Source organism: Streptococcus sp. KHUD_010 (genome assembly GCF_040207525.1).
GTDB lineage: Bacteria > Bacillota > Bacilli > Lactobacillales > Streptococcaceae > Streptococcus > Streptococcus hominis.
Genome location: NZ_CP157941.1, coordinates 1,429,539 through 1,454,599 on the forward strand (window position 1 = coordinate 1,429,539; position 25,061 = coordinate 1,454,599).

A 25,061-nucleotide genomic window follows, 5' to 3' on the forward strand; every position below is an offset into this window, starting at 1 on the left:
AAATTTTCTACAATATTAAAAAGCCTTTCGGCCTTTTAATGAATATGAAATTTTTGACGTAAGGTTTGAGCTTTCTCACCAATAAAACGGTCTAACAAACGGACTCGCAAAGCCATTGCTCCATAAATAGCGATGCCCAAGCCACCGATGATAACCAAATAAAGCATGCTAGAAATGCGTCCACTTGGATGAAAGACAAATCCAAGTACGACTTCCACAATGGCAATCAAAAGAGCCATAACTGCCGTTAAAATTCCAATCAACAAACTCCGTTTGAAGAGAATGGTTTGATTGAGCCCAGTTACTTGACGAATGTGTTGGTACATCAGAATGATTGGAACAATAAGTCCAATAGTAGTCGCAAGCAAGGGGCCGTAAGCTCTGAACAGATAAATAAATGGAATTTGCAAAATGAGCTTAACAAGAACTCCATAACCAAAATAGATAATTGCTTTACGATTTTGGAAAAGTGCCTGAATCATTGGCGATAAGACAGTATAGACGCCAAGAATAATCGTCTGTAACATAGCAAAAATGAAGAGCCCCAAGGCCAAACTATCTGGTCGTCCGTAGAAAATCGTGTATAATGGCCGCGCTACTAAGACAGAACCAATCGTTGCTGGTAAAAGAAACAGCAGTAACATACTCAAATTATCTTGAACTAAGCGCGCAGCCGCCTTTAAATCACCTTTGACATAGTTTTCTGTCAGCAAGGGAATCCCCACACCGCCGATCGAAGTTGCTACTGCAATCAAAATCATGGTAATCTTATTTGGATTGGCAGAGAAATAACTGAACATAACCACCAGCTGAGAATTGCTATAATTGGTGAACCATTTCATCGTATTGATAAATGTCATCTGGTCAATAATTTGGAAAAGCTGAATAGCAGAACCCGTGATGATAAAAGGGATGGCTTCACGAATCGTATCCACCAGCAAAGCACGGCTGTTGATTTCAGCACTATTAGCCGGTTTGTGTAAGATAGATGTCAAGAGATTCGTTTTCCAAAGAAAATAAACCAAAACCGCCATACTGGCAAACATACCGACAAAGGCTGCAAAAGTAGATTGGGTCACTGCAGCAACATAATCTTTAGTGCCCAATTTCATAATGAAGAATGTTGCAAGTAACATCCAAATCACACGAATGACTTGTTCAGCAATCTGGCTCATGGCATACGGTTTTAAATTGTTAAAACCTTGGAAAAATCCACGAATAACACTCATGGCTGGAAATACTAGCACAGCCCACGACAAACTTTGCATGACCGGAATCAGCTCTTTCCCAACTCCTGATACACGCGCAAAGAACGGTGATAAAAGATACATCACAACTGCAAAAATGACCCCCAACAAGAGCATGAATTTCAAAAATTCACGAATGAGAGTAAAACTATGATCTTTTTGATCCATCGTATTGTACTTGGCGACTTGCTTGGCGACTGCAACTGGAACTCCTGCCGTAGAAATCAGAAGAAACCAAGCATAAATATTGTAGCCCATAGTAAACAATCCATTGGCTTCTGCACCGTGTTTCCCCATCCAGATATACCAAGGAATAATATAAATTGCCCCTAAAAAGCGGCTGATAAAGTTACTAGCTGTCAGCCACGCTGTCCCTAGAAGCATTTGTTTTTGTTGATTTGTTGTTTGTTGGTCCATACATAACCTCTAAAAATAGTCTCATCTTATTATAAACTTTTCCTTTCCGCTTGTAAAACCTCGCCATTAAGTTTACAATAGAAGTATGATAACAATTGAAAACGCATTAAACATTTTAAAAAACGATCACAATTTCCGCGAGATTATCGACAAGGGACAATATTTTTATCATTATCGTGATCTTGTTTTTAAAAAAATCAGCTACGACAGCCGTGAAGTGGATGCTTCCACTCTTTTCTTTGTCAAGGGTGACAATTTTAAAAAAGAATTCTTGGAAAAAGCAGTGACAGCGGGTCTACAGCTTTATATCAGTGAAATGGATTTTGAAGTGGGAATTCCTGCTCTCATAGTCAATGACGTAAAACAAGCCATGAGCCTTCTTGCCATGGAATTTTATGGCAATCCACAAAATAAACTCAAGTTGCTCGCTTTTACAGGAACCAAAGGAAAGACCACTTCTGCTTATTTCGCCTATCATATCCTCCAACAAAGTTACAAGCCAGCTCTCTTGTCTACCATGAACACAACGCTGGACGGAGAACATTTCTTCAAATCTGCTTTGACAACACCGGAAAGCTTGGATTTGTTCAAAATGATGGCGACAGCTGTTGAGAATGGACGAACTCATCTTATCATGGAGGTTTCTAGTCAAGCCTATCTGAAAAAGCGGGTTTATGGTTTGACCTTTGATGTTGGCGTTTTCCTCAATATTAGTCCTGATCACATCGGACCAATTGAACATCCAACATTTGAAGACTATTTTTATCATAAACGGCTTCTCATGGAAAATAGCCAATCTGTGGTGGTCAATAGCGAAATGGACCATTTTGAAGTTTTGGCTGAGCAAGTTGCTTCCATGGAGCATGATTTCTACGGACAGCATTCAGACAATCAAATTCGTCACTCGCAAGCCTTCTCTTTTGAAACCAGCGGAAAGTTAGCAGAAAAATTTGACATTCAGCTGATTGGTCGTTTCAACCAAGAAAATGCGCTTGCCGCTGTACTTGCTTGTCTCCGCTTGGGTGCTTCCGTTGCGGACATCAAGAAGGGAATCGCAAGCACACGTGTACCTGGACGTATGGAGGTGCTGACCCAACAAAATGGTGCCAAAGTATTTGTGGATTACGCACACAATGGTGTCAGTCTCGCTAATCTCCTATCGGTCGTTCAAGAACATCAAAAAGGTAAGATTATTTTGGTGCTCGGTGCAACTGGAAATAAGGGCGAGAGTCGCCGCAAGGACTTTGGCCTCTTGCTGAATCAACATCCTGAACTAACGGTGATTTTAACCGCAGATGATCCAAATTACGAAGATCCAATTACCATCGCAAAAGAAATTGCTTCTTACATATCCTTTGATGTTGATATGATTGCTGACCGCAAAGAAGCCATTAAAACAGCCCTTAGCTTAACTAGCAGAGAAGGCGATGCTGTCATTTTAGCTGGTAAAGGCGCAGATTGTTACCAAATTATCAACGGAGAAAAAGCAGACTATCTAGGTGATTATGCCATCGCTGAAAAATATTTATAGAAACTAATAAAGGTCGAGACAAACGTTTTCGACCTTTAATTATTTAAGAAAATTTATACTAGCAAGGAGAGCTGAGCACAATTCTTCAGAAATCAAAATCTTGCTTTATGACTTTACTTTCTCCAACTAATCAAAACATACATCAGACTTGACCCAAACATATCTGCAAGTGCATACACGAGGAAGAATGGTAAGAGGTTTTTAGCCTTATATTTGTAAAGAAAATAATAGAGAATTCCAAAGCCAACACCAATTGTCAGTGCCCAGAGCATTCCTTGATAGGTATGGAAAGAAACGCGAATAATCGTCGAATAAAGAAGAACCCACCACTTATATTTATCTTTTACTGAGGTCAATAAACCTAAGAAGAAAAATTCTTCATAGAAGCCATTGAGCAAAGCATAGAGAATAGCCATAGGTGTCAAATCAATAAATTTGCGGAAAATTTCCGTCAGATCAATATATTTCCACAATTGCGAATCAAAATAATTGTATTCTCCGCTAAGGGTCGTCACTGTATCCGCGAGAATCCCCATAACCGCAAAGATAAATGGAACCCAAAAGAGTACAGACCACGATAAACGAATTGGCAACTGCTTAAAGTCAAAACGGCGAAGTATTAAATAAGCTATCGTCAAAGCCAACATGAGAAGCTGCAATTCTAAATTACTGGAATAAGCTGCTCCGTCCCTTGCTGTTTTACTAGCTGTATCTGTTACTGCTGCCGTAGTGGACGGTGACAAGCTCGCAAGATAAAGTTCTGTTGAACGATAAATAAATTGTCCAAACAACAGAGCTGTCACAATGACAATATCAAACCATTTCAAATACTTCAACGGCTGAGGCGGACGAATTTTTGCTAAAAGATTCACGATACATTCCTTTCATGAAATGATTTAGTGACTACCAAATCTTGCTAAACTTAAACCTTATACTTATAAATCTATCAAATAAACCTTAAAATTTTATTATTCTAAGGTTTATCTAATGCTTTCTTTACACGAAAGGTCAATGTTTCCTTATCAAAATCCAATTTTAATTCATATTTCCCAGCCTCGTTAGGCGCAATATAACCTAACATCACTAGAGTATCTACAAAAATATCACGCCGTTTCTGCATCAGCTCAGTTTTGCGACCATATTTTAAGAGGAAGGCCGTTATATATTTTAGGGCATACTCAGGATTCACATCTCCTACCAAATCATAGAGTTTTTGTTGCTGATTGGTCAATGGATATTGTTGTTTCAACCTATAAAAATAATTGGAAAGCGTCAACTGCTTTCTGAGAAAATCCGTTTTTTCTACTAAAATAGCTTGGTTTGTTTGATTGGTTAAATGCGTCTCAAAACGCATATTCAGCAATTCTTGATAAAGAGGACTGTCATCTCGCACAAAGACTTCCTGATCCAAAGACAAATCCGTCACATTTTCCAACAGAGGAACGCTTTGACGATAGCGTTTATTTTCCCGAAGTACATATCCTGCTTTGATATATTCCTCCATGGAGCGATCAATATTGGGAAAATTTGCAAACTCACGCTTTATCTCTCGCAAAGTAACATCGTCATGTCGGTCTAAGTAATTTATCAATTCATGAAAAAAGGGCTGACGCGTCAAACGACTGGGATTGATTACTTTAATCATCTAATCTTCCTTTATAAACTAATTTTTCGGATTGAGCTAATTGACTAGGATTGGTTCCCGGCTGATGAAGAGGAACAGCTAGCCCCAATTCCTTGTAATACTGCTGCCAAAAAGGAGCAATTTTCTCATCTTCATCACCGAACTGCATAGCAATAGTTTCAAAAATGGGGAGAATTTCCGCAATATATTCAGAACAGTAAAAACCTGTCGTATTTGGATAAAAGCTATTGTTATAAGGCTTGTAAAGGTGTTGTTCTGCTCTTTTCCAGACAGCTTTCGCATCTATATCAGGGAAAACATAGACACTATAACATTCATCGTCCTGTAAAAATTCCTCTATCGGCTGTTTTATGACTCCCCGCTCGCTTGTCGCATGGTAAATCCAGCCGTCAAAAAAGATTGCCACATGATTATACCGCCCAGTTGATCGCTGAATAGCTTCTGCCATATCAGATTGACTGGACACAAAAAGTAAATCCCCATTTTGTAAATCTTGAATTTTCATAAAACTATTGTATCAAAAAAGGAGCCGAAACTCCTTTTTTATTCTATTCTTAAGCATTAAAACTTTCTGTTAATTGCGGAACGACTTGTTTCTTACGAGAAACAGCACCAGCAAGGAAAGCGTGGTTGTTTTCAAGAACAAAATTGAAAGCTGCTTCTACCTTATCCATATTGCGACCGATTGCCAGGATTTCTGAGTTTGAGTTGACAATGTCGGTAATCATCAAAACGAAGTCAGAATAACCATTAGCTGCGTTTGCTTTTTCAATAGCTGCTTCCAGTTCACCTTGACGTTCCAAAACTTCTGCAATATCAACTGTGTTGACCTGTGCCACACGAACTTGATTTCCGTTTAATTCAAATGTTTTAGCATCAATATCAATCAGTTCTTCTGCTGTTTTGCTGGCTAAGTTCGTTCCAGCTTTAAGCATAGCCAAACCGTATTCTTCCAAATTCACACCAGCCAATTCAGCCAATTCTGGAGCAATGACTTTGTCACTTGGATGTGTAGTTGGTGATTTCAAAAGAAGGGTATCTGAAATCAAACCGGAGAGCATCAGACCAGCCAGTTCTTTTGGTACAGCTACGCCAGCTTCTTTAAACATGCGGTAAACGATAGAAGAAGCTGAACCGACAGGTTCCAAACGCATATACAATGGACTTGCCGTTTCAAAATTCGCTACACGGTGATGATCCACAACACCGTACACTTCTACTTCTGCAATGTCAGAAATAGATTGTTGAAATTCATTGTGGTCTGTTAAAATGACTTGCTCAACTCCTTCTGCCTTTGCAGATATCACCACACGCGGTGCTTTTACACCAAAAGTATCCAAGACAAACGCTGTTTCTTCATTTGGTTCTCCCAAAGCAACCGCTTCTGTATCCAATCCATAAGCCTCACGTGTAAGGTAAGCAAAGGCTACAGCTGAACCAATCGCATCTGAATCTGGATTTTGGTGACCGAAAACTAAAATTTTAGACATGATAGTACCTCATAAACTTTTTATACACCCTATTTTAGCACAATTTTAAGATTTTCACAAAGAGAGTAATAGAAAAGCACCCAATTGTCAGCTTTTCTGGCTAACTCCTTGAGTGCTTATTAACATTTCACTTTTTTGTATCAACTATTGTGTACGCGGTTCATGTACTCGGTATAGGATTCTGTTTTCATAAGCTCTTTGGCATTTTTTACTCGGTCAGCAGTTGGTGGTTTTATGCCTTCTAATGGATAAGGAATACCCAATTCACGCCATTTGAATTCTCCCATTGTATGATACGGCAGCACTTCAAATTTATCAACTGTTTTTAAGGTTTTGACAAACTCACCTAACTCTTTTAAGTCGTCATCACGGTCTGTCAAAGTCGGAACCAAAACATGGCGAATCCACATTGGAACACCTTTATCAGACAGATATTTTGCACATTCTAAAATATTTTTATTGGTGTGCCCTGTCACAAATTTATGCTGGGCATCATTGATTTCTTTAATATCCAGCAACACTAAATCTGTCACTTCAAGCAGGCGATCAAAAACTTTGAGATACTCTGGTGTATTGCGGAAAGGCATCGCACAAGTATCTAAAGTACAATGAATCCCCAGCTCTTTAGCCTTGGTAAAGAGAGCCGTCACAAAATTAATCTGCAAGAGGGCTTCACCACCACTTACTGTAATCCCACCTTTTTTACCCCAAAAACCACGATAACGAAGCGCTTCTTGCAAGACGTCTTCCACCGTTCGCTCTCTTGAATTATTTGTTTCCATTGCCCATGTATCTGGATTGTGACAATATTGACAACGCATCTTACAACCTTGCAAAAAGACAATGAAACGGATGCCAGGCCCGTCAACAGCTCCAAAGCTTTCAGTTGAATGGACCATTCCTGTTACTTTTCCATAATCAATTACTTCTTTTTCCATCGTCTTATCCTCTTGAAAACGTTTTATACTATTATTATAACACTTCTTTTCTAGATAGAGGCACAATTTGTCTATTTTTTAGAAAATAATCTGTTTTTCAGTTTCATTTTCAATATTTTTCAAAAAACGAGAGAAGTCTAAAACTCTCTCGTTTATCATCTATTCCTTTTAATCCGCCACTTCCTTTCGCCAAAGGAGGGTTGCGTTTAAGATGACAATCCCTACAACAGCGACTTCAGCGCCTGTTGTTCCTGTAGATGGTAAAATCCTCTTTTTAGTTAGTTTATCATCTTTATTTGGTGGCATTGTGGTGTCACCAGAAGGTTTTGGCTCAGTTGGTTGTGTCGGTGTCGTATTACCTTTCTTCTGACTAAAATCAAGCTGTGCAATAACGGGATCGTGATCTGACGCCCGACCGTGTTCTTCCATAAAGGAAGCATTGATATGAACTGGTGAGAATACTGTTTTATCCGCAATATTTTTTGAAACAAAGATATTGTCTAAACTTTGATTGCTGCCACGGTAGAAGTAAGAATACCGATCAGCTGCATCATGATTGAGCATCATATTTACCAATTCATTACCAGCAACTGCTTTTGCTGTATCAGAAAATTCAAAGTCATTAAAGTCACCAGTCAAGACAAACTTCAAATTAGGATTTTGCTTCAAACCTTCTTTTACAAAGGCATTCAGCAACTTAGCTTGTTCAATCCGTTGTGCCAATGTATTTTGTACTGCAGGCTGTTTTGAACCATAGACCGCATCGTCCCCGAGCTTGGATTTTAAATGATTGGCAATCACGACAATCCGTTCGCCTTTAAATTCAAACTCAGCTGCTAAAGATTTTCTAACTTTTTCAAAGACTGGATTAGCTGGGTCTATTCTGGCAGGATTTTTCACCAAATGACCGTCCTTGAAAGCAGCCGCTTCTGTGCTACTTCCTGCTTCACGTTCTACTAGCTTCACTCGTTGAGGATTGTACAAGAAAGCTACACGAATATTGGAGCCAGGTTTTCCTCCATCTGCACCGTCAACAGGAGCTACTTCGACATACTTATACTCTTTGCCGCCTAATTGTTTAATCTTAGCAGCTAACTTTTCCCCGCTTTTAACACCACTTACTGTGCCGTCATTGACACTTCCGTTATTATCTTGAACTTCTATGAGTGTGATAATATCTGGACTATGGATTTCATTGATAAAGGATTTGGCAATTTTCTCCACTTTTGCATCAGGTGTTTCGCCCACTGCATTGTTCGCCGAGAAGTTTTCGATATTGTAAGAAGCAATCGTCAATTTATCTTCACTTGGGTAAAGTTTAGAAACCTCTCTTTGCAAACCACCGTCTTGCAAAGCTGGCAATTGGGTTGGCTCCAATTTAAAGACTTTACTGCGATAACTCACGACTCCAACAACATCTTCGTTAAAGTAATCTTTGGCTTTGGCAACAAACTTATTTCCTACATAAACTGGAATGGTTGCCGTATTTTGTACATTCGGACGTAAATTGACGCCACCGATATTATTTAACGGTAATTCTTGATAGCCAGCAGGCAACAGGTAGATATCCCCGCGATATTGTGGTCCAAGCACATGAGGTTTTTTAACTGTTGTCAACATGCCTTCAAGACTTTCCCAATAGTCCAAAGCATCATGCTCTGGATCATAGACAGTCGGAGTATTGTCTACGACATCTTTTGGCATACGCTCTGAAATATTGACAGGAGCTGGCAATGCCGCTGTTCCGTCTTTTGTTACCTTTGAAGCTATCAATTGCGTGACAGTCAAGCTACCAGCCGGATTTTGAAATTGTTGTCCCGGACGGATGCTGAGCGACTCCATGTAACCTTCTTTAACTTCACCTTCAATCGTCAATCGGTCTCCAACAGCTACTTTTTCCTTTGAAACTACATAGATAGCATCTGAAGTCTTTGTGTTCCCGTCAGCTTTGATGTCTTGTACATAAAAGCCATATCGATCCGTTTTAGTGACGACTACATTTGACACGCGCACCTTTTTCCCATTATAAGGCGATTCATGCGCTTCGCCTTGAATTTGACCAATATTGGCTACCTCGGTAAATTCCGAAGCAGCGGCTCTTGCTTCACTGCTTGAAGCTTCTGTCTTAAGTGTTTCTTTGCTTGTGCTACTTGGATCATTCGTACTACTCGTACTGCTTGCTGAACTTTCAGAAGTTGTTTCTGATGATTGCGACTGAGTTGTCGAAGCAACAGAACTAGACTCTGAAGTCGTTGTTACAGAAGTTTCTGAACTTGAAGAGCTCGCCTCATTTGCCTGAACAACAGGACTTAGAACGAAACTAGCTAACAAAATAGCTGTCGCAAACAATACAGGCAATTGCTTTGAAGTTTTTTTCATATATTCTCCTTTACATCATAATTTGGAAATCAAATTTCCTTGAGATGTATTTCTACCGTAATTATTATAAATAAAACAGAAGGATAATGCAAGCGCTTTCTCTCGGATTTAAAAAAATCGCCTGAATGATTCAGTCGATTTTAGGATTTATTGCTACATTTAGTGTTTATTTACAATAATTGCCAAACTTTCATAAGGTCTTAAGGTTACAACTTCTGCTGTTTGAGCTTCTTCATAATTAGAAAGGAGCACTTCACCATTTTGATACTCTGGTAAAATATCTATCGTAATCGGATCTGGATAGAAGTTATTGAGTACCAGAAGTTTTTCGGCCCCCAATTGACGCTCGAAAGCATAAATTTGCTGACTGTCTTCATAAACTGGTCGATAGCTGCCTTCGGCAATGATAGGAAGCTCCTTGCGAAGGGCAATCAGTTTTTGATAGAAAGTGAAAATCGGGCCCTGCATCTCATTTTCAACATTGATTTCAGGATAAGATTTCCCAGCTTTGAGCCAAGGGACGCCTGTCGTAAAGCCAGCATTCGCTGAATCATCCCACTGCATAGGAGTGCGAGAATTATCGCGAGATTTGGCCTGAATAATTGCAAAAGCTTCTTCTGGTGTGTTGCCTTGCTCCAGCAGCATCTGATAGGCATTGATAGACTCTACATCCACATAATCTGCCATAGAGTCATAGTCTGGATCCACCATGCCAATTTCTTCTCCCATATAGATATACGGCGTGCCACGAGACAGATGAATGCTGGCCGCAAGCATGGTTGCTCCTTCATTACGGAAATGCTGAACATCAACAAAACGATTTAAGGCACGTGGCTGATCATGGTTGTTCCAAAATAGAGCACTCCAGCCATCATGGTCACTCATTTCCTTGCCCCACGTATGGAAAAGACGCTTGAGTTCCTCAAAATCGAATTTTTTCAAGCTCCATTTTTGACCATTTTCATAATCCACCTTCAAATGATGGAAATTGAAGGCCATAGACAATTCGTGACGTGCCGGATCTGTATAGAGAATGCAGTTTTCAATAGTAGTCGCACTCATCTCCCCGACAGTTATAAATGAGGCAGCCTGTCCGAAAGTCGCTTCATTCAGCATGTGCAGGTAGTCGTGTACAATGGGCTTGTCCGTATAGGCAGGCTTACCATCATTTTCCGGACAGTTTTCCAACACCTCAGCTTTTCCAATCAGATTGATGACATCAAAGCGAAAACCTTTGACACCCTTGTCCCGCCAAAAATTGACAACTTTGAAAAGTTCTTCACGGACATGAGGGTTGCGCCAGTTGAGATCAGCTTGCGTCACATCAAAGAGATGCAGGTAGTACCTGCCCGTTGTTCCAAAAGGCGCCCAGGCGCTGCCGCCAAACTTAGACAGCCAGTCTGTTGGATCATCGCGCAGAAAGAAAAAATCTTGGTAGTACGGATCACCAGCTAAAGCTTTTTGAAACCATTCATGCTCAGTTGAGCAGTGATTTAAGACCATGTCCAGCATGAAATCAATGCCGTGCTCTCTTCCAACTTGGATCATCTCTTCAAAGTCAGACATCGTTCCAAAAAGAGGGTTGACAGCTGTGTAATCTGAAATATCATAACCATTATCACGCTGCGGGCTGGGATAGAAAGGATTGAGCCAGACCATATCCACTCCTAATTCTTTGAGGTAAGGAATTTTCTCAATAATACCTTGAAAATCTCCTATCCCATTACCGGTCGTATCTTTAAATGATTTTGGATAAATTTGATAGACGACTTTTGTCTTATCTAATGCCATTTGTCTTCCTTTTCTATTTCTAAAAGAAAGAGGCGGGGCTTGCGCTCCTCCCCTTTATCGTTACTTTTATTCTTTGCTACGAGCCCTTTGTGCCTCTCGTTAAGAAATTGCTGCTTGGATTTCCAGCAGTGAGGCAAATGGATTACTGAGATAAATTTGTCTATTCGTTAGATAAAATCCTGCTCATCATAGCTCGTATCAAACATTTTATCCGATTCGAGTAGCTGTCATCAGCTTATCTCCACGTCTAACAGTTCGCGGTAATGTTCCCTGTTCATCAGCCTGAAATTGCTCTTGATTTGTGATAATCACAGGTGTTTCAGTCACTAAGCCAGCTTCCTGAATAGCTGCTATATCAAAACTAACCAGTTTCTGACCTACGCTCACTCTGTCTCCTTGAGCCACATGAGCTTCAAAACCTTTTCCGTCGAGATTAACAGTGTCCATACCGATATGCATGAGCAATTCGACACCTTCATCTGACACGATTCCAACAGCATGGTTGGTTGGGAAAAGTACTGATACTGTCCCGTTCACAGGGGCCACCAGTTCTCCCTCACTTGGAAGAATGACAACTCCTTGTCCCATCACGCCTTGAGCAAAGACGGGGTCAGTTGCTTGGCTTAATTCTTTGACTTCTCCAGCAAGCGGGCTGACAATTTCTGCAAAATCCACTTTTGCTGCTTCTTTAGCTTCGTCAATCGCTTCAATTTGCGGTGATTTCACACTTTCATCTTCCGTTTTTGTAAGCACACCTGTCTTGCGGAAGAAGAAGGTCAATAGCATTGGTACTACAATGGCCACCAGCATAACAAAGAAGAATGGCAGCATGTATTTAGCTTGGATAGATAAAATACCTGGAATCCCACCGATTCCGATAGCATTGGCTGTTACGTTAAAGGTTACCGATAACAGACCTGCGATAGAAGAACCAATCATCCCTGCCACAAATGGGTAGACATACTTCACATTGACACCAAAAAGTGCTGGTTCTGTAACACCTAGATAAGCAGAAATCGTTGCTGGCAGAGAAATCTGTGCTTCACGTTCATTATGACGGTTCATCAAATAGTAAGCAAACACAGCTGAACCTTGAGCGATATTGGACAAGGCAATCATTGGCCATAGTGCTGTGCCACCTGTATCTGCAACCAGCTGTGTATCAATGGCATTGGTCATGTGGTGCAGACCAGTGATAACAAACGGAGCATAGAGAGCACCAAATATCGCACCAAAGAGCCATTTAACAGGACCAGTCAGGCCAGAAAGCACCGCTGTTGACAGCCATTGTCCAAGTGTCCAACCAATTGGGCCAAGGACTGTATGCGCTAGAATCAAGGCTGGAATCAAGGATAAGAATGGCACAAAAATCATGGACACAACTTCTGGAATGCGTTTGCGCCAGAAGATTTCAAGATAAGATAGCGACAATCCTGCAAGCAGAGCTGGAATAACTTGTGCTTGGTATCCAATTTTTCTAACTGTAAAGAAACCAAAATCCCACACCCAGTTTTTAGCAATTTCTGAAGCCGGTGTGCTAGCTACTGAATAAGCATTGAGCAATTGCGGTGATACCAAACAGATTCCAAGAACAATTCCCAAAATCTGACTGGTTCCCATTTTACGAGAAACCGACCATACAATACCAACCGGTAAGAAGTGGAAAATCGCTTCACCTGGTAGCCACAAGAATGAGTTTACCCCGCTCCAGAACTGTGATACATCCACAATTGTATTGTAAATCGGAGTACCGTCTTTAGCAAACTGAGCAACACCGTCAACCATTTTTTGACCGAGCGCCTGAATCTGCACACCTTCCAGAATATTGCGGAAACCGAGAATCAGCCCCCCAACGATAATGGCTGGAATAATTGGAGTGAAAATTTCCGCCAGCATTGTCATGGCACGCTGTACTGGATTCTGATTGCTTTTGGCAGCGGCTTTGGCTGCTTCTTTTGATACACCTTCAATCCCTGAAACAGCTGTAAAATCATTGTAGAAAATCGGCACATCATTTCCGATAATGACCTGAAACTGCCCTGCATTTGTAAAAGTTCCCTTTACAGCTGGAATGGCTTCAATTGCTTTTACGTCTGCCTTCTTTTCATCTGCCAATACAAAGCGCATCCGAGTTGCACAATGGCTGACAGCTGAGACATTCTCCTTGCCGCCGATAGCATCTAATAGCGTCTTGGCGTCTTTCTCAAATTTTCCCATTTTCTGTTTGGCTAGGCTTAACCTAACACTCTCCTTCTTTTTTTCATCATTGTACAATTGATTGATACATTTATTGTAAACGATACCAAAGATGTCCGCAAGTTGTTTGTGGTAAAAAAAGCTCTTTTTTGGTAAAATTTATTTAGTTGTATGCTAAAAAGAAAACAAGTGAGGATATCATGAAAAAATATGAACAAATTTTTAAACTCTTAGAACAAGATATTCTAAACGAGAAATATCAGATGAATGATTATCTTCCTAGCGAACACGAACTTGTCCAGACCTACAAGGTCAGCCGTGACACGATTCGTAAATCGCTTGATTTGCTTCAAAAAGCTGGTCTCATTCAAAAAATGAGAGGTCAAGGCTCCAAAGTCATCCAACAAGAACAGATTGACTTTCCCGTTTCCAACCTAACTAGTTACCAAGAACTTGTCCGGCAACATGGAATGAATTCTAAAACCAATGTCATCCAGTTAGAAAAAATTACAGTTGATAAAAAATTATCCAGTCTTACTGGTTTTCCTGAATACCGTCTGGTGTGGCGGATTATTCGCCAAAGGGTCGTCGACGGGATTGCCTCCGTCTTAGATATTGATTACCTTGATAAGAGTTTTGTCCCTTCTATTAGCCGTGAAATTGCAGAGCATTCAATTTATGCTTATTTAGAAGGTGAACTGGGGCTACACATTGCTTACGCCCAAAAAGAAATCACAATTGATCCAGCTACCAATCGCGATAAAATATTGATGAGCATTGGAAATGACCACCATGTCGTCTCTGTCAAATCAAAAGTCTATCTCGCAGACGGACAGCAATTTCAGTTTACAGATAGTCGTCATAAACTCGAAAAATTCCGTTTCGTTGACTTTGCCAAGCGGCAAAAATGATCATGACCCTTCACAAAATTCACTCTTCAATATTTAAAATAGCCAAAAAGGAAGGATGTCATCAATCTGCTTCCTTTATTTTTAATGTCATTCACATATTTATAAAAGTAAAGCAAACTTATCAATTTTTGAAAAACGAAAGAAGCTGAGATTATTTCTCAACTTCTTCCTCTTCTTCTACTATTTCAGAAACTTCTACTTTGAGCTTTGTCACTCGTCCATTTTTTACCTTATCATTGGTTAAAATGAGCTTTTTGCCCTGACTTTCCACTTCATAACTCAAACGCTCTTTCACATCGGGTATCGAGCCTACGCCCGTCAAATAATAGCCCGCAATGGTATCAACGTCATCACTTTCCAGTTCAACTTGAAAATACTCGTTAAAGTCATTCAAACTCATGGTTCCAAGGACAAAGTAAGTATGGTCAGAAGCCTGATACACCTCTACTTCGGCCTTGTCTGTTTCATCATCTATCTCACCGACAATTTCTTCCAGTAGGTCTTCCAACGTTACCAGACCAGACATACCACCATATTCATCTAACAATATCGCCATTTGATTTTGCGTATTCCGCAACTCTGTCAGCAAATCATCCACAAAAATCGTTTCTGGCACAAAGAGCGGTTCCTGCAAAATTTTTCGTAGTACAATATTATCAAAACCATTAGTAAACGCCTCATTTAACAGACGTTTGGTGTGAATAAGCCCAATAACATTATCCTTGTCATCATCATAGACTGGGATTCGTGAGAAATTCTGCCTCAAAATACTTTCGATAATTTCCTTGGTATCATCATTGATGTCCACCATAAACGCATCGGTACGCGGCACCATTACCTCACGCGCCATCATCTCATCTAGTGAAAAAATCCCCTGCAGCATTTCAATTTCATCTGCATCTAATGTTTCTTCACTATTGGTCAGCATATACTCAATCTCATCACGTGTCATTTTCTCATCTGCATCATCAAAAGTCATGGGAGTGATTCGACTGAGCAGATTGGTAGAGGCTGATAAAAGCCAAACAAAGGGACTGACAATTTTTCCCAAGAAGATGATAACTGGCGCTGTACGAACCGCTAAGGAATCTTTGAGGTTCAGAGCGATTCTCTTTGGATACAATTCACCAAAAACAATCGAAATATAAGTCAAAATAGCAACAGATAAAAAGCTTGCAATGGCTCTTGCAGTCTCGGAATTTCCCATCCAAGAAGCAATTTCCTGACCGAGTGTATTGGCCAAACTAGCCCCTGACAAAATCGTAATCAAAGTAATCCCAACTTGAATAGTGGACAGAAAATGATTAGGATTTTCCAAGACTTTTAACAAACGAATGTATTTTGCATCGCCTTCTTCAGCTTTTTGCTCTACACGAGCGCGATTTAAAGATACCATCGCCATCTCTGCTGCTGAAAAAAAGGCATTTAAAAGTGTTAAAACTAGTAATAGTAAAGCTTGCAGTAACAAGGTCTGACTGCTAGGGTCTTCCATGAATGTTCTCTCCTCATATATAAGTAATCTTAATTATAGCATACTTTTTGACTTCTTGCATAGAGAGCGTTAAAAGAAAATTGCTTGGTTAGGATTCTAAATTTTGCAGGACTGTTTCCAAGCGTGAAATTGCATCAACAGGAAGTGCCGTTTTAGGGTATTTTTGATTAAAGGCAAGTAAGAAGTTCAGCCGCACTTGCATCCTTTCTCTAAGTAATTGTTTGTAGCGAGAATCAAAATTCGGAATAGGATAACCTTCACATTCCATGTATTCAAAACCTTCCAATGGCCCAAATGGTTTAAATTCTGCTTCTTCATCAACAATTTTTTCAATAATATTCAAGCTGACCTCTTTTGAAATTCCCTTTCCCATATAAAATCCAGTATTGATGATATAGCAATCGACACCAGATTCAAAAAGACTACAGAATTTCTGATAATCTTCCACCAAAGGATAAACTCTAAATGGATTGGCATAAGGTTCAATGACTAAATCATCGTGCTTGCCAGTGACATTTTCAGCGTTGGAACGCTTAGTCATCAAGGTACAGCCCATCGTAGAAGCCATCAGCGGATCGTTGATTTTGACCAAAGGTGGGAGAGAATCATCTTTCATAATCCAGAAAATGGTTTGAATCGGCTCATCAATTCGATCGACCCGATTTGGCGTTGCAAAGCGAGACTTGACTGTCCGACCATTTCCATTTCGAATGTCCTCTGTCACCAATTTTTTTAAACCATTGTCATCCAGTGTCACACCACAATTCTGAACTGTTACAAAAAAGTCCTGCTCCCTATGCCCAATGGAATAGTCATTTGTTTTATCAAAATAGGACGGTTCCAAAGCAATGGAAGAGCCATCTTTGACAGAAATAATAAAGGCATCATCATGCAAAACCTTAATATCATATTTTCCATTATGTTTGGCATGCGTCAGCGTGGATTTTCCTGAGCCAGATAAACCAAAGAAGGAGGCTACATAGTCTTTCTTTTCAGCCTCTTCTTGTTTAAAGATTTTCAAGCCACCGTGACAAGCTACATATCCATTTCTAGCAGCAGTTGCCCAAGCTAAAGTTAAAGTCGCTTTTTTCAACTCACCAAAGTAATTTAAACCCAAAATAATGACACAATTGTGCTGAGTATCAAAATAAACCAACCCTTCAGGATAATCTGGATGCTTCCATTTGGGGTCAAAAAAGACAAATATATCATTTTCATCGTACTTTTTAGAAACTCTCAAACGATTTTTAAACTCTTCATCCAAAATTTGGAAATTTAAAAGCCACGAATACAGGTTGTTAATTTCATCCTCAGGAACCATAAGATGAGCACAAGCCATGAAGGCTTCATCAAGCCCTACAACTGTATCTGCCTTATAAAATTTTCGATGATGAGCCTGATAAATTGCACTGCGTACTATCGAAAGCAACTTCTCATCTTCCTCACTGTCTCTACCAAAAATCCGTCGAGCCTCAGCTGTTCGGCCAACGACTGCGCCAGAATTCGTTAATAAAACGCGAGCATAAGAAGGCAAGCCCAATTCCTTTGTATGAATGACAGGCATATCTAAGACAACTGTCCCAGCAGCTGCGGAAGCCAATTGATACGCTTCTTCTACGGTTTTTATTGCAACAACCTGATTTTCATAAAAAGCTGTTTCAATGATTGCCTTCAAAGGTGAAAAATAAGAAGAATCTTTTCTTATTTCTTGCGGAGAATATTTACGACGTGTTACCATAAGTGTACCTCCTCTATCTTATTAGTTCTATTTTAGCATAAAAATACACTTATGGTTTTAATAAAACGTATTATAAAAAAGAGGAAAAGGGATTTTTCCCATCTCGAATCTTCATTCAGATAACTTTAAAATAAAAAATCTGGAACAAAAATTTCCCAGACCCTTACAAGATATTGTTTTTATAACGAAGCAGTGGTTGAAAGTGAGATGACAAAATCAATTTTTTCGCAATATCGATTTTGTTTTCTTCCTTACTTGTTGATAATTCCGTACTCCTCATTTTTCTTTTGCTCCTGCGCAGCTCGGTGATTATCATATAAATTTGCTAGGAATTTTGCAATTTCTTTCAAAATAGAATAAATCGGAATCGCTACAATCATCCCAACAATCCCATAAATATTACTTGACAAAAGCAAGAGAACCATAATGGTAATGGGATGCACCTTCATCACGCCACCTACAATCCGTGGATAGAGAATATTTCCGTCAATTTGCTGCACAATCAACATATATATAACTGCAATTACCATTTTTTTCGGATCGGCAATCAGATAAGTGATAATCATCGGAATCAACCCAATACTTGGACCCACATAAGGAATAAGATTAGCAATCATAGAAAAAATAGCAAATATCAAAGCATATTTCAGACCAATAACACTATAGCCAATAAAAGCCAACGTTCCAATAATAAACGCATCAATCGAAATCCCACTGATATACCGAGCAATCGTTGCATTAAGATTGGTCAATAATTTCGTGATGTTGAGCTTATCCCGCTTCAAAACAGTTCTTTCCAACATGGGCAGTAATTTATCCCCATCAATTAAGAAATAGACCAAAAAGATCGGCGTCATGATGAGAATCAAAAATGTATTCACTACTGCCGAAACGACACTCCCCAGACTATTGGTGACACTATTTAAAATATTTTGCAAAATATCCACATAAGACAAATTTAACTGCTTAATAATAGACTGGATATTCAGATTTTTAAAGAGAGAGTGCTGCGATAGCTGGTTAATCCAATTTTGCAATTCTCCATAAACATTTTGACTAGAAGAAATCAAACTTGTCAACTGCGTAATCAAAATAGGTAGCAGATAAATAATTCCCAGAGCAATAATTCCAAACAAGAGAACCAAGGTAATCAAAATTCCAAAAATCCTCTTAATTTTCAGCTCTTTCTCCAAAAATTTCACTAATGGGTTCGTCACATAGTACAAAAATCCCGCAATTAGAAAAGGAATTAAAACCGTATTTAAAACGCTCACAAAAGGGGAAATCAAGCCGTCCATTTGCCGCCAGATAAAAAAGATAATGGTTAGTAGTAAGACTTCTGTTGTCCAAAAAAATAACTTACTTTTATGAAACATACTGTTCCTCCTATCAGCTATTCTATCATATTTTCCACTAAAATAGAGTACTTTTTGTAAACGACTTAAATTATTTTAGGAACAGACTCTTTCGTTTCCCACGATCAAAACTTATTTTTCCATTTATTCTCGTTTGTAAATCATTTTCACATGTACACGTGATTCTAAGATGAAGGGTTCACTAACAGCTTCAAATCCAAATTTCTCATACAAGCCCACCACCTGCTCTTGCGCCTCTATGTGAACCTCTTTTTCAGGCCATTTTTCATCACAAGTCTCCATAATAGCTTGGACCAACTTACGACCAAGCCCTTGACCGCGAGTAGAAGCCGCTGTCACGACACGTCCAAAATGAATGGTAGTGCCCGTTTCAAATACTCTCGCATAAGCGTCTACCTCGCCGGCTTCATTTTCATGAAAAATATGGATAGCTTCTAAATCATGCTCGTCCAAATCATTATAAACACTATTTTGCTCTACGACAAATGTTTCCAAACGCAATTTTAAACATTTATAAAATTCTAAGGTGGTTAATTCCTCAAATGTCCTTTTATACCACATACTTTTTTTCCCTTCTTCTTTATTATATAATAATTGTAAATGCAACTATAAAAGGAGCCTTTTATGGATTATCGTCATCTCTTTCGTCAAATGGGCATAATTTCTCGCCAAGCCATGATGAATATGAATCATGAAGCCAGCCAATATAACCTAGATAATAATCTCTTTCTTATCCTTATCCGCATTGTTGAGCATGAAGGACTGAATCAATCTCAACTTTCTCATATGGTGAAAATTGATAAAACAACACTTAGTCGTTCCCTTAGAAAACTAGAGGAAAAAGGATTTATCACAAAAAAAGTCAACTCTCAAAATAAGAAATTTAAAGAGCTTTTCCCTACGACGAAGGCTTTGCAAATCTACGACCGATTGATTGGATTTGAAACGACCTATATCCAGACTGTCATGAAAGATTTGACTTCCTCTGAACTCTTTCAATTAGAAGCCATCCTCAATAAAATAGAAAATTCTCAATGAAATCAGTATAACAGGCGTTAGTTGCATTTGCAACTTTAAAATTAAAAAATGACGAGGCTGGGTCAAAACTCCTTAACCTCGTCAAATTTTTATGAGTTTCTTGCAAGTCGCAGTGGTTGAGTGGATTCTATGCGGTTGATAAATCACCCTTTACAGCCCTACTCAACTGTGCGGGGATGGGACGACAAAATCAACTTTATTCGAAATTACCGATTTTTGTCCTACTCCCTTTTGATTATTTCGTTTCAAATCCTTCTGCAACTGCTTGCGCAAAATGTTCTTCAACGATTTCTGCACAGTGGTCACAAACAATTGCATGATAACTGCGTTCTTTGACTGTTTCATCTACCCGACGGCAACGCTCACAAACTTGTCCCTCTGCATGCTCAACTGTAAAGGCTACATCCTCGAAAGCAATAGCATGTTTAGGAGCTGTTTCGTCTGCGATTGTTAATTTAGAAACAATGAGAAGTTGCGCAACATCGCTATTAACCGCTTCAAGTAGCGTTCTCACGACTTCATTTGGATAAACAGTCAAGTGAGCTTCCAAGGATTTTCCAATCACTTTTTCGTTACGTGCCTCTTCCAAAGCTTTTTGCGCTTGACTGCGGAAGTTCATAAAGGCTGTCCACGTATCCAAGATTTCTTCCTCATTAGGGAAAGTCAGCGCATCTGGCAATTCTGCTAATTGAACAAATTCTTCTGGCTCATGTTCTAAGTAAGACCAGATTTCCTCTGCTGTATGTGGAAGAATTGGAGTCAACAATTTTGTAATTTTTACTAAAATATCGTAAAAGACGGTTTGCATTTGGCGACGTTTCAATGATTTAGCGGCTTCAATATAGACAACATCTTTTGCAAAATCAAGATAGAAAGCTGATAAATCAACTGTCACAAAATTTACAATCGCTTTGTAAATATCTAAAAATTCAAAATCTGCATATGCTTCACGAATCGTCTTGACAAGTTGATTAAAGCGAACAGTCATGTATTTGTCAACAGTGCGAAGGTCATCGTAGGCAACAGCGTCTTCTTTCGGATTAAAATCAGAAGTATTAGCAATCAAGAAACGCAGGGTGTTACGGATTTTTCGGTAGGTTTCAGATACTTGACCAAGAATATCCATTGAGATACGCACATCGTTGCTAGAATCCACACTCGTCACCCAAAGGCGCAAGATTTCAGCTCCAAATTGTCTTTCAACATCACTTGGGGCAATGGTGTTGCCGAGAGATTTCGACATCTTCTCACCTTTGCCGTCCAAAGCAAAGCCTTGTGAAAGGATTTGTTTATAAGGAGCCACTCCATGATTTGCAACAGATGTGATGAGAGAGGAGTTAAACCAGCCACGATATTGGTCAGATCCTTCAAGATACAGGTCGGCAGGATAAGTCAATTCAGGACGATTGACCACCACACCATTCCAAGAAGAACCTGAATCAAACCACACATCCATGATGTCTGTTTCTTTAGTGAACATACCATTTGGTGACCCTGGATGAGTAAATCCTTCTGGAAGCAAATCTTTCGCTTCTCGTTGCCACCAAATGATAGAGCCATGTTCCGCAAAGAGATCAGCCACATGCTCAATTGTTTGCTCTGTCATAATCGGTGTGCCGTCCTCCGCATAGAAGATTGGAAGTGGCACTCCCCAAGCCCGCTGACGCGAAATGACCCAATCTCCACGGTCACGGATCATATTGTAAAGACGAACTTTACCCCATTCAGAGTGGAACTTCACTTTTTCAATCTCATCAAGAATTTCCTGACGGAATTTTGAAACTGAAGCAAACCATTGCGGTACTGCACGCCAAATAATTGGCTTTTTCGTCCGCCAGTCAAATGGATAAGAGTGAGAGATTTCTTCTTGCGCAAGGAGAAGTTGACCTAACTTTTCAATTACTGTAGGAACTACCTTGTCATAAAATTGCCCTGCAAAATCTGGACCAGCATTTTCCATCATGATACCACGTTCATTGACTGTAACGGCTACTTCTAAGCCATTTGCAATCCCAACATTGTAGTCGTCCTCACCAAAACCAGGAGCAGTATGGACAATTCCTGTACCTGAATCTAGTGTAACGTGGTCACCAAGAATCACCAATTCATCTACTTCCTCATCCCACGGGTGCTCTGTCACGATATGATTCAGTTCAGCACCGCGATGAGTTGCCAAGACCTCTACATCTTCCCAGCCGAATTTTTCAGACAAGCTATTGAGCAAGTCAGCAGCAACGACAAATTTACGGCTTTCCCCAGCTGGTTTTACCACAACATAATCAAACTCCGCACCTACTGTCAAACCGCGAGAAGCCGTAATAGTAAATGGTGTTGTCGTCCAAACTACAATATAAGTATCTGTATCTAGCACATTTTTGCCGTCTTTTACCTTATTTGCATAGTAAAGAGAGGTTGAAACCAAATCATGATACTCAATTTCTGCCTCTGCAAGAGCTGATTCAGATGACCATGACCAATAAACCGGCTTCGCACCGCGGTAGATATACCCCTTTTTCGCCATTTCTCCAAATACGCGAATTTGAGCAGCTTCATAATCCGGAGTCAACGTCACATACGGATGCTCCCAATCACCAGAAACACCTAAGCGTTTGAAATCTTCCCGTTGCTTGTCTACTTGGCTGAGTGCGTAATCTCGACAAAGTTTTAAATACTCTGCCAAATCCATTTCTTTTCGCTTCACACCTTGCTTTGCCAGAACTTGCTCAATCGGAAGACCATGAGTATCCCATCCTGGAATGTAAGGCGCATAATAGCCAGACATCGATTTTGAACGAACGATAATATCTTTAGAAATCTTGTTCATGGCATGCCCAACATGAATATTTCCATTAGCATAAGGAGGACCATCGTGAAGTGTAAAGTGTGGTTTACCTTCATTCAATTCTTGACGGCGTTGATACAACTTTGCATCTTCCCACTCTTTTTGCCAAATAGGCTCTTTATTTGGTAAGCCAGCACGCATTGGAAAAGCAGTTTTCCCAAGATTAAGAGTTTCTTTTAATTTCATAAGTTCTCCTTTTTCATATTAGTAACAACTAAAAAAACCACAAATTCATCAAAAGGACGAAAATTCGTGGTACCACCTTCATTTAGATAAGAATAAGATTCCTATCCCTCTTACTCGTAACGTGAGTTAAGCGTTAAATCTTACTGTTTTCAGATTTAAGTTTGCAAAATGATAATCCTAACAAAAGGGATTACAGGTCTCTCACCGTCACCTGCTCGCTGCGAATATTTTGTTAGCACCTTATTTTTACATTCTCTTATAAAATATCTACAGATTCTGTTGAAGTAGCTCCTGAGTCATCTGTTGAAGTCTCAGCATTTGTCAGATTTAATCCTAAGACAGACTCATCTAATGTTTCAAACGCTTGTGTTTCGGCTAATTCACGATTTGCTTCTTCAATGCGTCTTTGTAATTCTTCCATTTCCTCTGGAGAGAACTGCCGCGTCACATCTACTTCATCTTCTTCTGGAGTCGTTACAACTTCACCCAAAGCAGACTGAACAACTTCTTTAAAGGCTTCATCACTAGTCTGCAAGTAAGTAGCTGTTGGACGAAGAATATCTTCCCATTCTGAAGAATTCACAATGCTTAATTGACTTTCAATGGTTGATTTTAAACGTTGGTGGAAAACACGCGTTTTATTTTTTAACTCTTCTGTTTCAACAGCCACTTTCTTAGCATTATCAGTCGCTTGACGAAGAATTTCATTAGCCTTGTATTTTGCCTCATCCAACAAATGTTGGGCCTCTTGCTCAGCCTTATGAACAATGTTTTCAGAACGGTCATTTGCCGCTTGTTTTACACGTTCTGCCGTATCTTGTGCAATCAATACAGACTGGCTAAGGGAATCCTTCATCTCGTCAAAATAGGTCAAACGTTCTTCCAGATTTTTAATTTTTGACTCTTGTTCATGATTGACACGAACTAAATCTTCGTAATCTTGGACAATGATATCAAGAAATTCATCTACTTCATCAACATCATATCCTCTAAATTTGTGAGCAAAAGCTTTATCTTTAATTTCTAACGATGTAATAGCCATATTTTCTCCTTACTTACTAGACAATAATTCAACAGTTAACTTATACTTCCCATTTTTTGAAAAGCCATTTTCTCTTAAAACTTTTACTCTCCCATATCCTCGTACACTAATTAAGTCATTCAATAACAAATGATGGCTGGGATCATCCAGCATAGAATAGTTTACCTTAACTTGCTTTGTTGCTATCAGCCGAGCGGCAATGCTTCGTGACAAATGAAATGAGGCAGCTATCACTTTATCCAAACGCATACTAGAGACAAGCACATCTCTTAGCTTTAAATCAGTTTGAGCGATAATTTGTTGTGAAAAATCTACTTGCTTTAATTTTACAGGTGTCTTTGCTATCCTTGAGATATGATCGATGAAAAATTGAGTAAATTTTCTATCTACCATAATTTGTGCTCTACCTGAAGCTACAAGAATATCACCAAAAACTTTACGTTCAATCCCTAATTGATTCAATAACGTTCCCATTATTTGCGAATGGGTTAAGTGATGAAATTTATTCGCATAGCTGATTTCTAACAGATCTATTTCAAAATCACTTACCTGTAACTCATAGTAGAGAGGAGCAATAATGACTTTCGCAAATTCACTCGTATAATAATCCGAACTTGAAAATATTTGCAATTGCAAATGATTTCCAAGATTCCGTAAAATTTCAACTTGGTGTGGATTCACAAACGAAGTTACTTCAAAAGAATAAGAATCCTCAACTCGCTGCATCTTTTCTAAGCTTTTATCAACAAATTCACGATCTTCTTCTGTAAAATGTTGGTATAAATGTTTAATATTCTTCATG

At 39.3% G+C, this 25,061-nt stretch carries 19 protein-coding genes; 3 read left to right on the forward strand and 16 right to left on the reverse strand.

The genetic code is table 11. The annotated features are described in order from the left end of the window. Positions 1 to 35: 35 nt before the first annotated feature. Positions 36 to 1,664, reverse strand: coding sequence for a polysaccharide biosynthesis protein (locus ABKA15_RS07025; protein ID WP_003043362.1), 1,629 nt, complete (start codon positions 1,662 to 1,664; stop codon positions 36 to 38). An 85-nt stretch (positions 1,665 to 1,749) separates the two neighbouring features. Between ABKA15_RS07025 and ABKA15_RS07030 the strand changes: the two genes are divergently transcribed. After that, positions 1,750 to 3,195, forward strand: a complete 1,446-nt coding sequence (locus ABKA15_RS07030; protein WP_049512471.1) for a UDP-N-acetylmuramoyl-L-alanyl-D-glutamate--L-lysine ligase — start codon at positions 1,750 to 1,752, stop codon at positions 3,193 to 3,195. A 113-nt stretch (positions 3,196 to 3,308) separates the two neighbouring features. Here ABKA15_RS07030 and ABKA15_RS07035 read toward each other — a convergent pair whose 3' ends face one another. The 8 genes from ABKA15_RS07035 to treP all read right to left on the reverse strand — a co-directional run bounded on the left by ABKA15_RS07035 (position 3,309) and on the right by treP (position 13,655). After that, positions 3,309 to 4,067, reverse strand: coding sequence for a CPBP family intramembrane glutamic endopeptidase (locus tag ABKA15_RS07035; RefSeq protein ID WP_049512469.1), 759 nt, complete (start codon positions 4,065 to 4,067; stop codon positions 3,309 to 3,311). Positions 4,068 to 4,168: 101 nt separating this feature from the next. Further along, positions 4,169 to 4,840, reverse strand: a complete 672-nt coding sequence (locus ABKA15_RS07040) for a DUF1803 domain-containing protein (RefSeq protein WP_049512467.1) — start codon at positions 4,838 to 4,840, stop codon at positions 4,169 to 4,171. Next, positions 4,833 to 5,345, reverse strand: a complete 513-nt coding sequence (locus ABKA15_RS07045) for a YiiX/YebB-like N1pC/P60 family cysteine hydrolase (RefSeq protein WP_049512465.1) — start codon at positions 5,343 to 5,345, stop codon at positions 4,833 to 4,835. The genes ABKA15_RS07040 and ABKA15_RS07045 overlap by 8 nt, the downstream gene beginning before the upstream one ends. Positions 5,346 to 5,394: 49 nt before the next feature. Beyond that, positions 5,395 to 6,330 carry a manganese-dependent inorganic pyrophosphatase gene (locus ABKA15_RS07050; RefSeq protein ID WP_049512463.1) on the reverse strand — a complete coding sequence of 312 codons (936 nt, stop codon included), beginning with the start codon at positions 6,328 to 6,330 and terminating at the stop codon, positions 5,395 to 5,397. Between the two features lie 140 nt (positions 6,331 to 6,470). Then, positions 6,471 to 7,268, reverse strand: a complete 798-nt coding sequence (pflA, locus tag ABKA15_RS07055; protein ID WP_003043316.1) for a pyruvate formate-lyase-activating protein — start codon at positions 7,266 to 7,268, stop codon at positions 6,471 to 6,473. A gap of 168 nt (positions 7,269 to 7,436) precedes the next feature. Beyond that, positions 7,437 to 9,647 (reverse strand): endonuclease/exonuclease/phosphatase family protein, encoded by a 2,211-nt coding sequence (locus ABKA15_RS07060; RefSeq protein ID WP_049512460.1) that lies wholly within the window; start codon positions 9,645 to 9,647, stop codon positions 7,437 to 7,439. Between the two features lie 159 nt (positions 9,648 to 9,806). Next, the gene (gene treC / locus ABKA15_RS07065; protein WP_049512457.1) at positions 9,807 to 11,438 is read right to left on the reverse strand and encodes an alpha,alpha-phosphotrehalase; all 1,632 of its coding nucleotides are present in this window, start codon (positions 11,436 to 11,438) and stop codon (positions 9,807 to 9,809) included. Between the two features lie 207 nt (positions 11,439 to 11,645). After that, positions 11,646 to 13,655, reverse strand: a complete 2,010-nt coding sequence (gene treP, locus ABKA15_RS07070) for a PTS system trehalose-specific EIIBC component (protein ID WP_049512455.1) — start codon at positions 13,653 to 13,655, stop codon at positions 11,646 to 11,648. A gap of 179 nt (positions 13,656 to 13,834) precedes the next feature. On the opposite strand from treP, the gene treR reads away from it, so the two are divergent. Continuing rightward, positions 13,835 to 14,545 (forward strand): trehalose operon repressor, encoded by a 711-nt coding sequence (gene treR / locus ABKA15_RS07075; protein WP_049512453.1) that lies wholly within the window; start codon positions 13,835 to 13,837, stop codon positions 14,543 to 14,545. Between the two features lie 151 nt (positions 14,546 to 14,696). Here treR and ABKA15_RS07080 read toward each other — a convergent pair whose 3' ends face one another. From ABKA15_RS07080 to ABKA15_RS07095, 4 genes are all read right to left on the reverse strand, one after another. Beyond that, positions 14,697 to 16,037: a hemolysin family protein gene (locus ABKA15_RS07080; protein WP_049512450.1), complete on the reverse strand. Its 1,341-nt coding sequence runs from the start codon at positions 16,035 to 16,037 to the stop codon at positions 14,697 to 14,699. Between the two features lie 88 nt (positions 16,038 to 16,125). Beyond that, entirely contained in the window at positions 16,126 to 17,775 is a 1,650-nt protein-coding gene (locus ABKA15_RS07085) for a phosphoenolpyruvate carboxykinase (ATP) (RefSeq protein WP_049512448.1), read from the reverse strand. 251 nt (positions 17,776 to 18,026) lie between these two features. Then, a complete protein-coding gene (locus ABKA15_RS07090) occupies positions 18,027 to 19,151 on the reverse strand; it encodes an AI-2E family transporter (RefSeq protein ID WP_003028351.1) in 1,125 nt (374 codons plus the stop codon). Between the two features lie 123 nt (positions 19,152 to 19,274). Continuing rightward, positions 19,275 to 19,712 carry a GNAT family N-acetyltransferase gene (locus tag ABKA15_RS07095; protein ID WP_186832603.1) on the reverse strand — a complete coding sequence of 146 codons (438 nt, stop codon included), beginning with the start codon at positions 19,710 to 19,712 and terminating at the stop codon, positions 19,275 to 19,277. Positions 19,713 to 19,775: 63 nt separating this feature from the next. Here ABKA15_RS07095 and ABKA15_RS07100 point away from each other — a divergent pair, with 63 nt between their 5' ends. Next, positions 19,776 to 20,189: a MarR family transcriptional regulator gene (locus tag ABKA15_RS07100; protein WP_003028354.1), complete on the forward strand. Its 414-nt coding sequence runs from the start codon at positions 19,776 to 19,778 to the stop codon at positions 20,187 to 20,189. 235 nt (positions 20,190 to 20,424) lie between these two features. Here the strand turns inward: ABKA15_RS07100 and ileS are convergent, their stop codons facing one another. From ileS to ABKA15_RS07115, 3 genes are all read right to left on the reverse strand, one after another. Beyond that, positions 20,425 to 23,217, reverse strand: coding sequence for an isoleucine--tRNA ligase (gene ileS, locus ABKA15_RS07105; RefSeq protein WP_186832602.1), 2,793 nt, complete (start codon positions 23,215 to 23,217; stop codon positions 20,425 to 20,427). Positions 23,218 to 23,473: 256 nt separating this feature from the next. After that, positions 23,474 to 24,259 (reverse strand): DivIVA domain-containing protein, encoded by a 786-nt coding sequence (locus tag ABKA15_RS07110; RefSeq protein ID WP_186832601.1) that lies wholly within the window; start codon positions 24,257 to 24,259, stop codon positions 23,474 to 23,476. 9 nt (positions 24,260 to 24,268) lie between these two features. Then, complete coding sequence (locus ABKA15_RS07115) at positions 24,269 to 25,060, reverse strand: YlmH/Sll1252 family protein (RefSeq protein ID WP_186832600.1); 792 nt, start codon at positions 25,058 to 25,060, stop codon at positions 24,269 to 24,271. Between the last annotated feature and the right edge of the window lies 1 nt (position 25,061).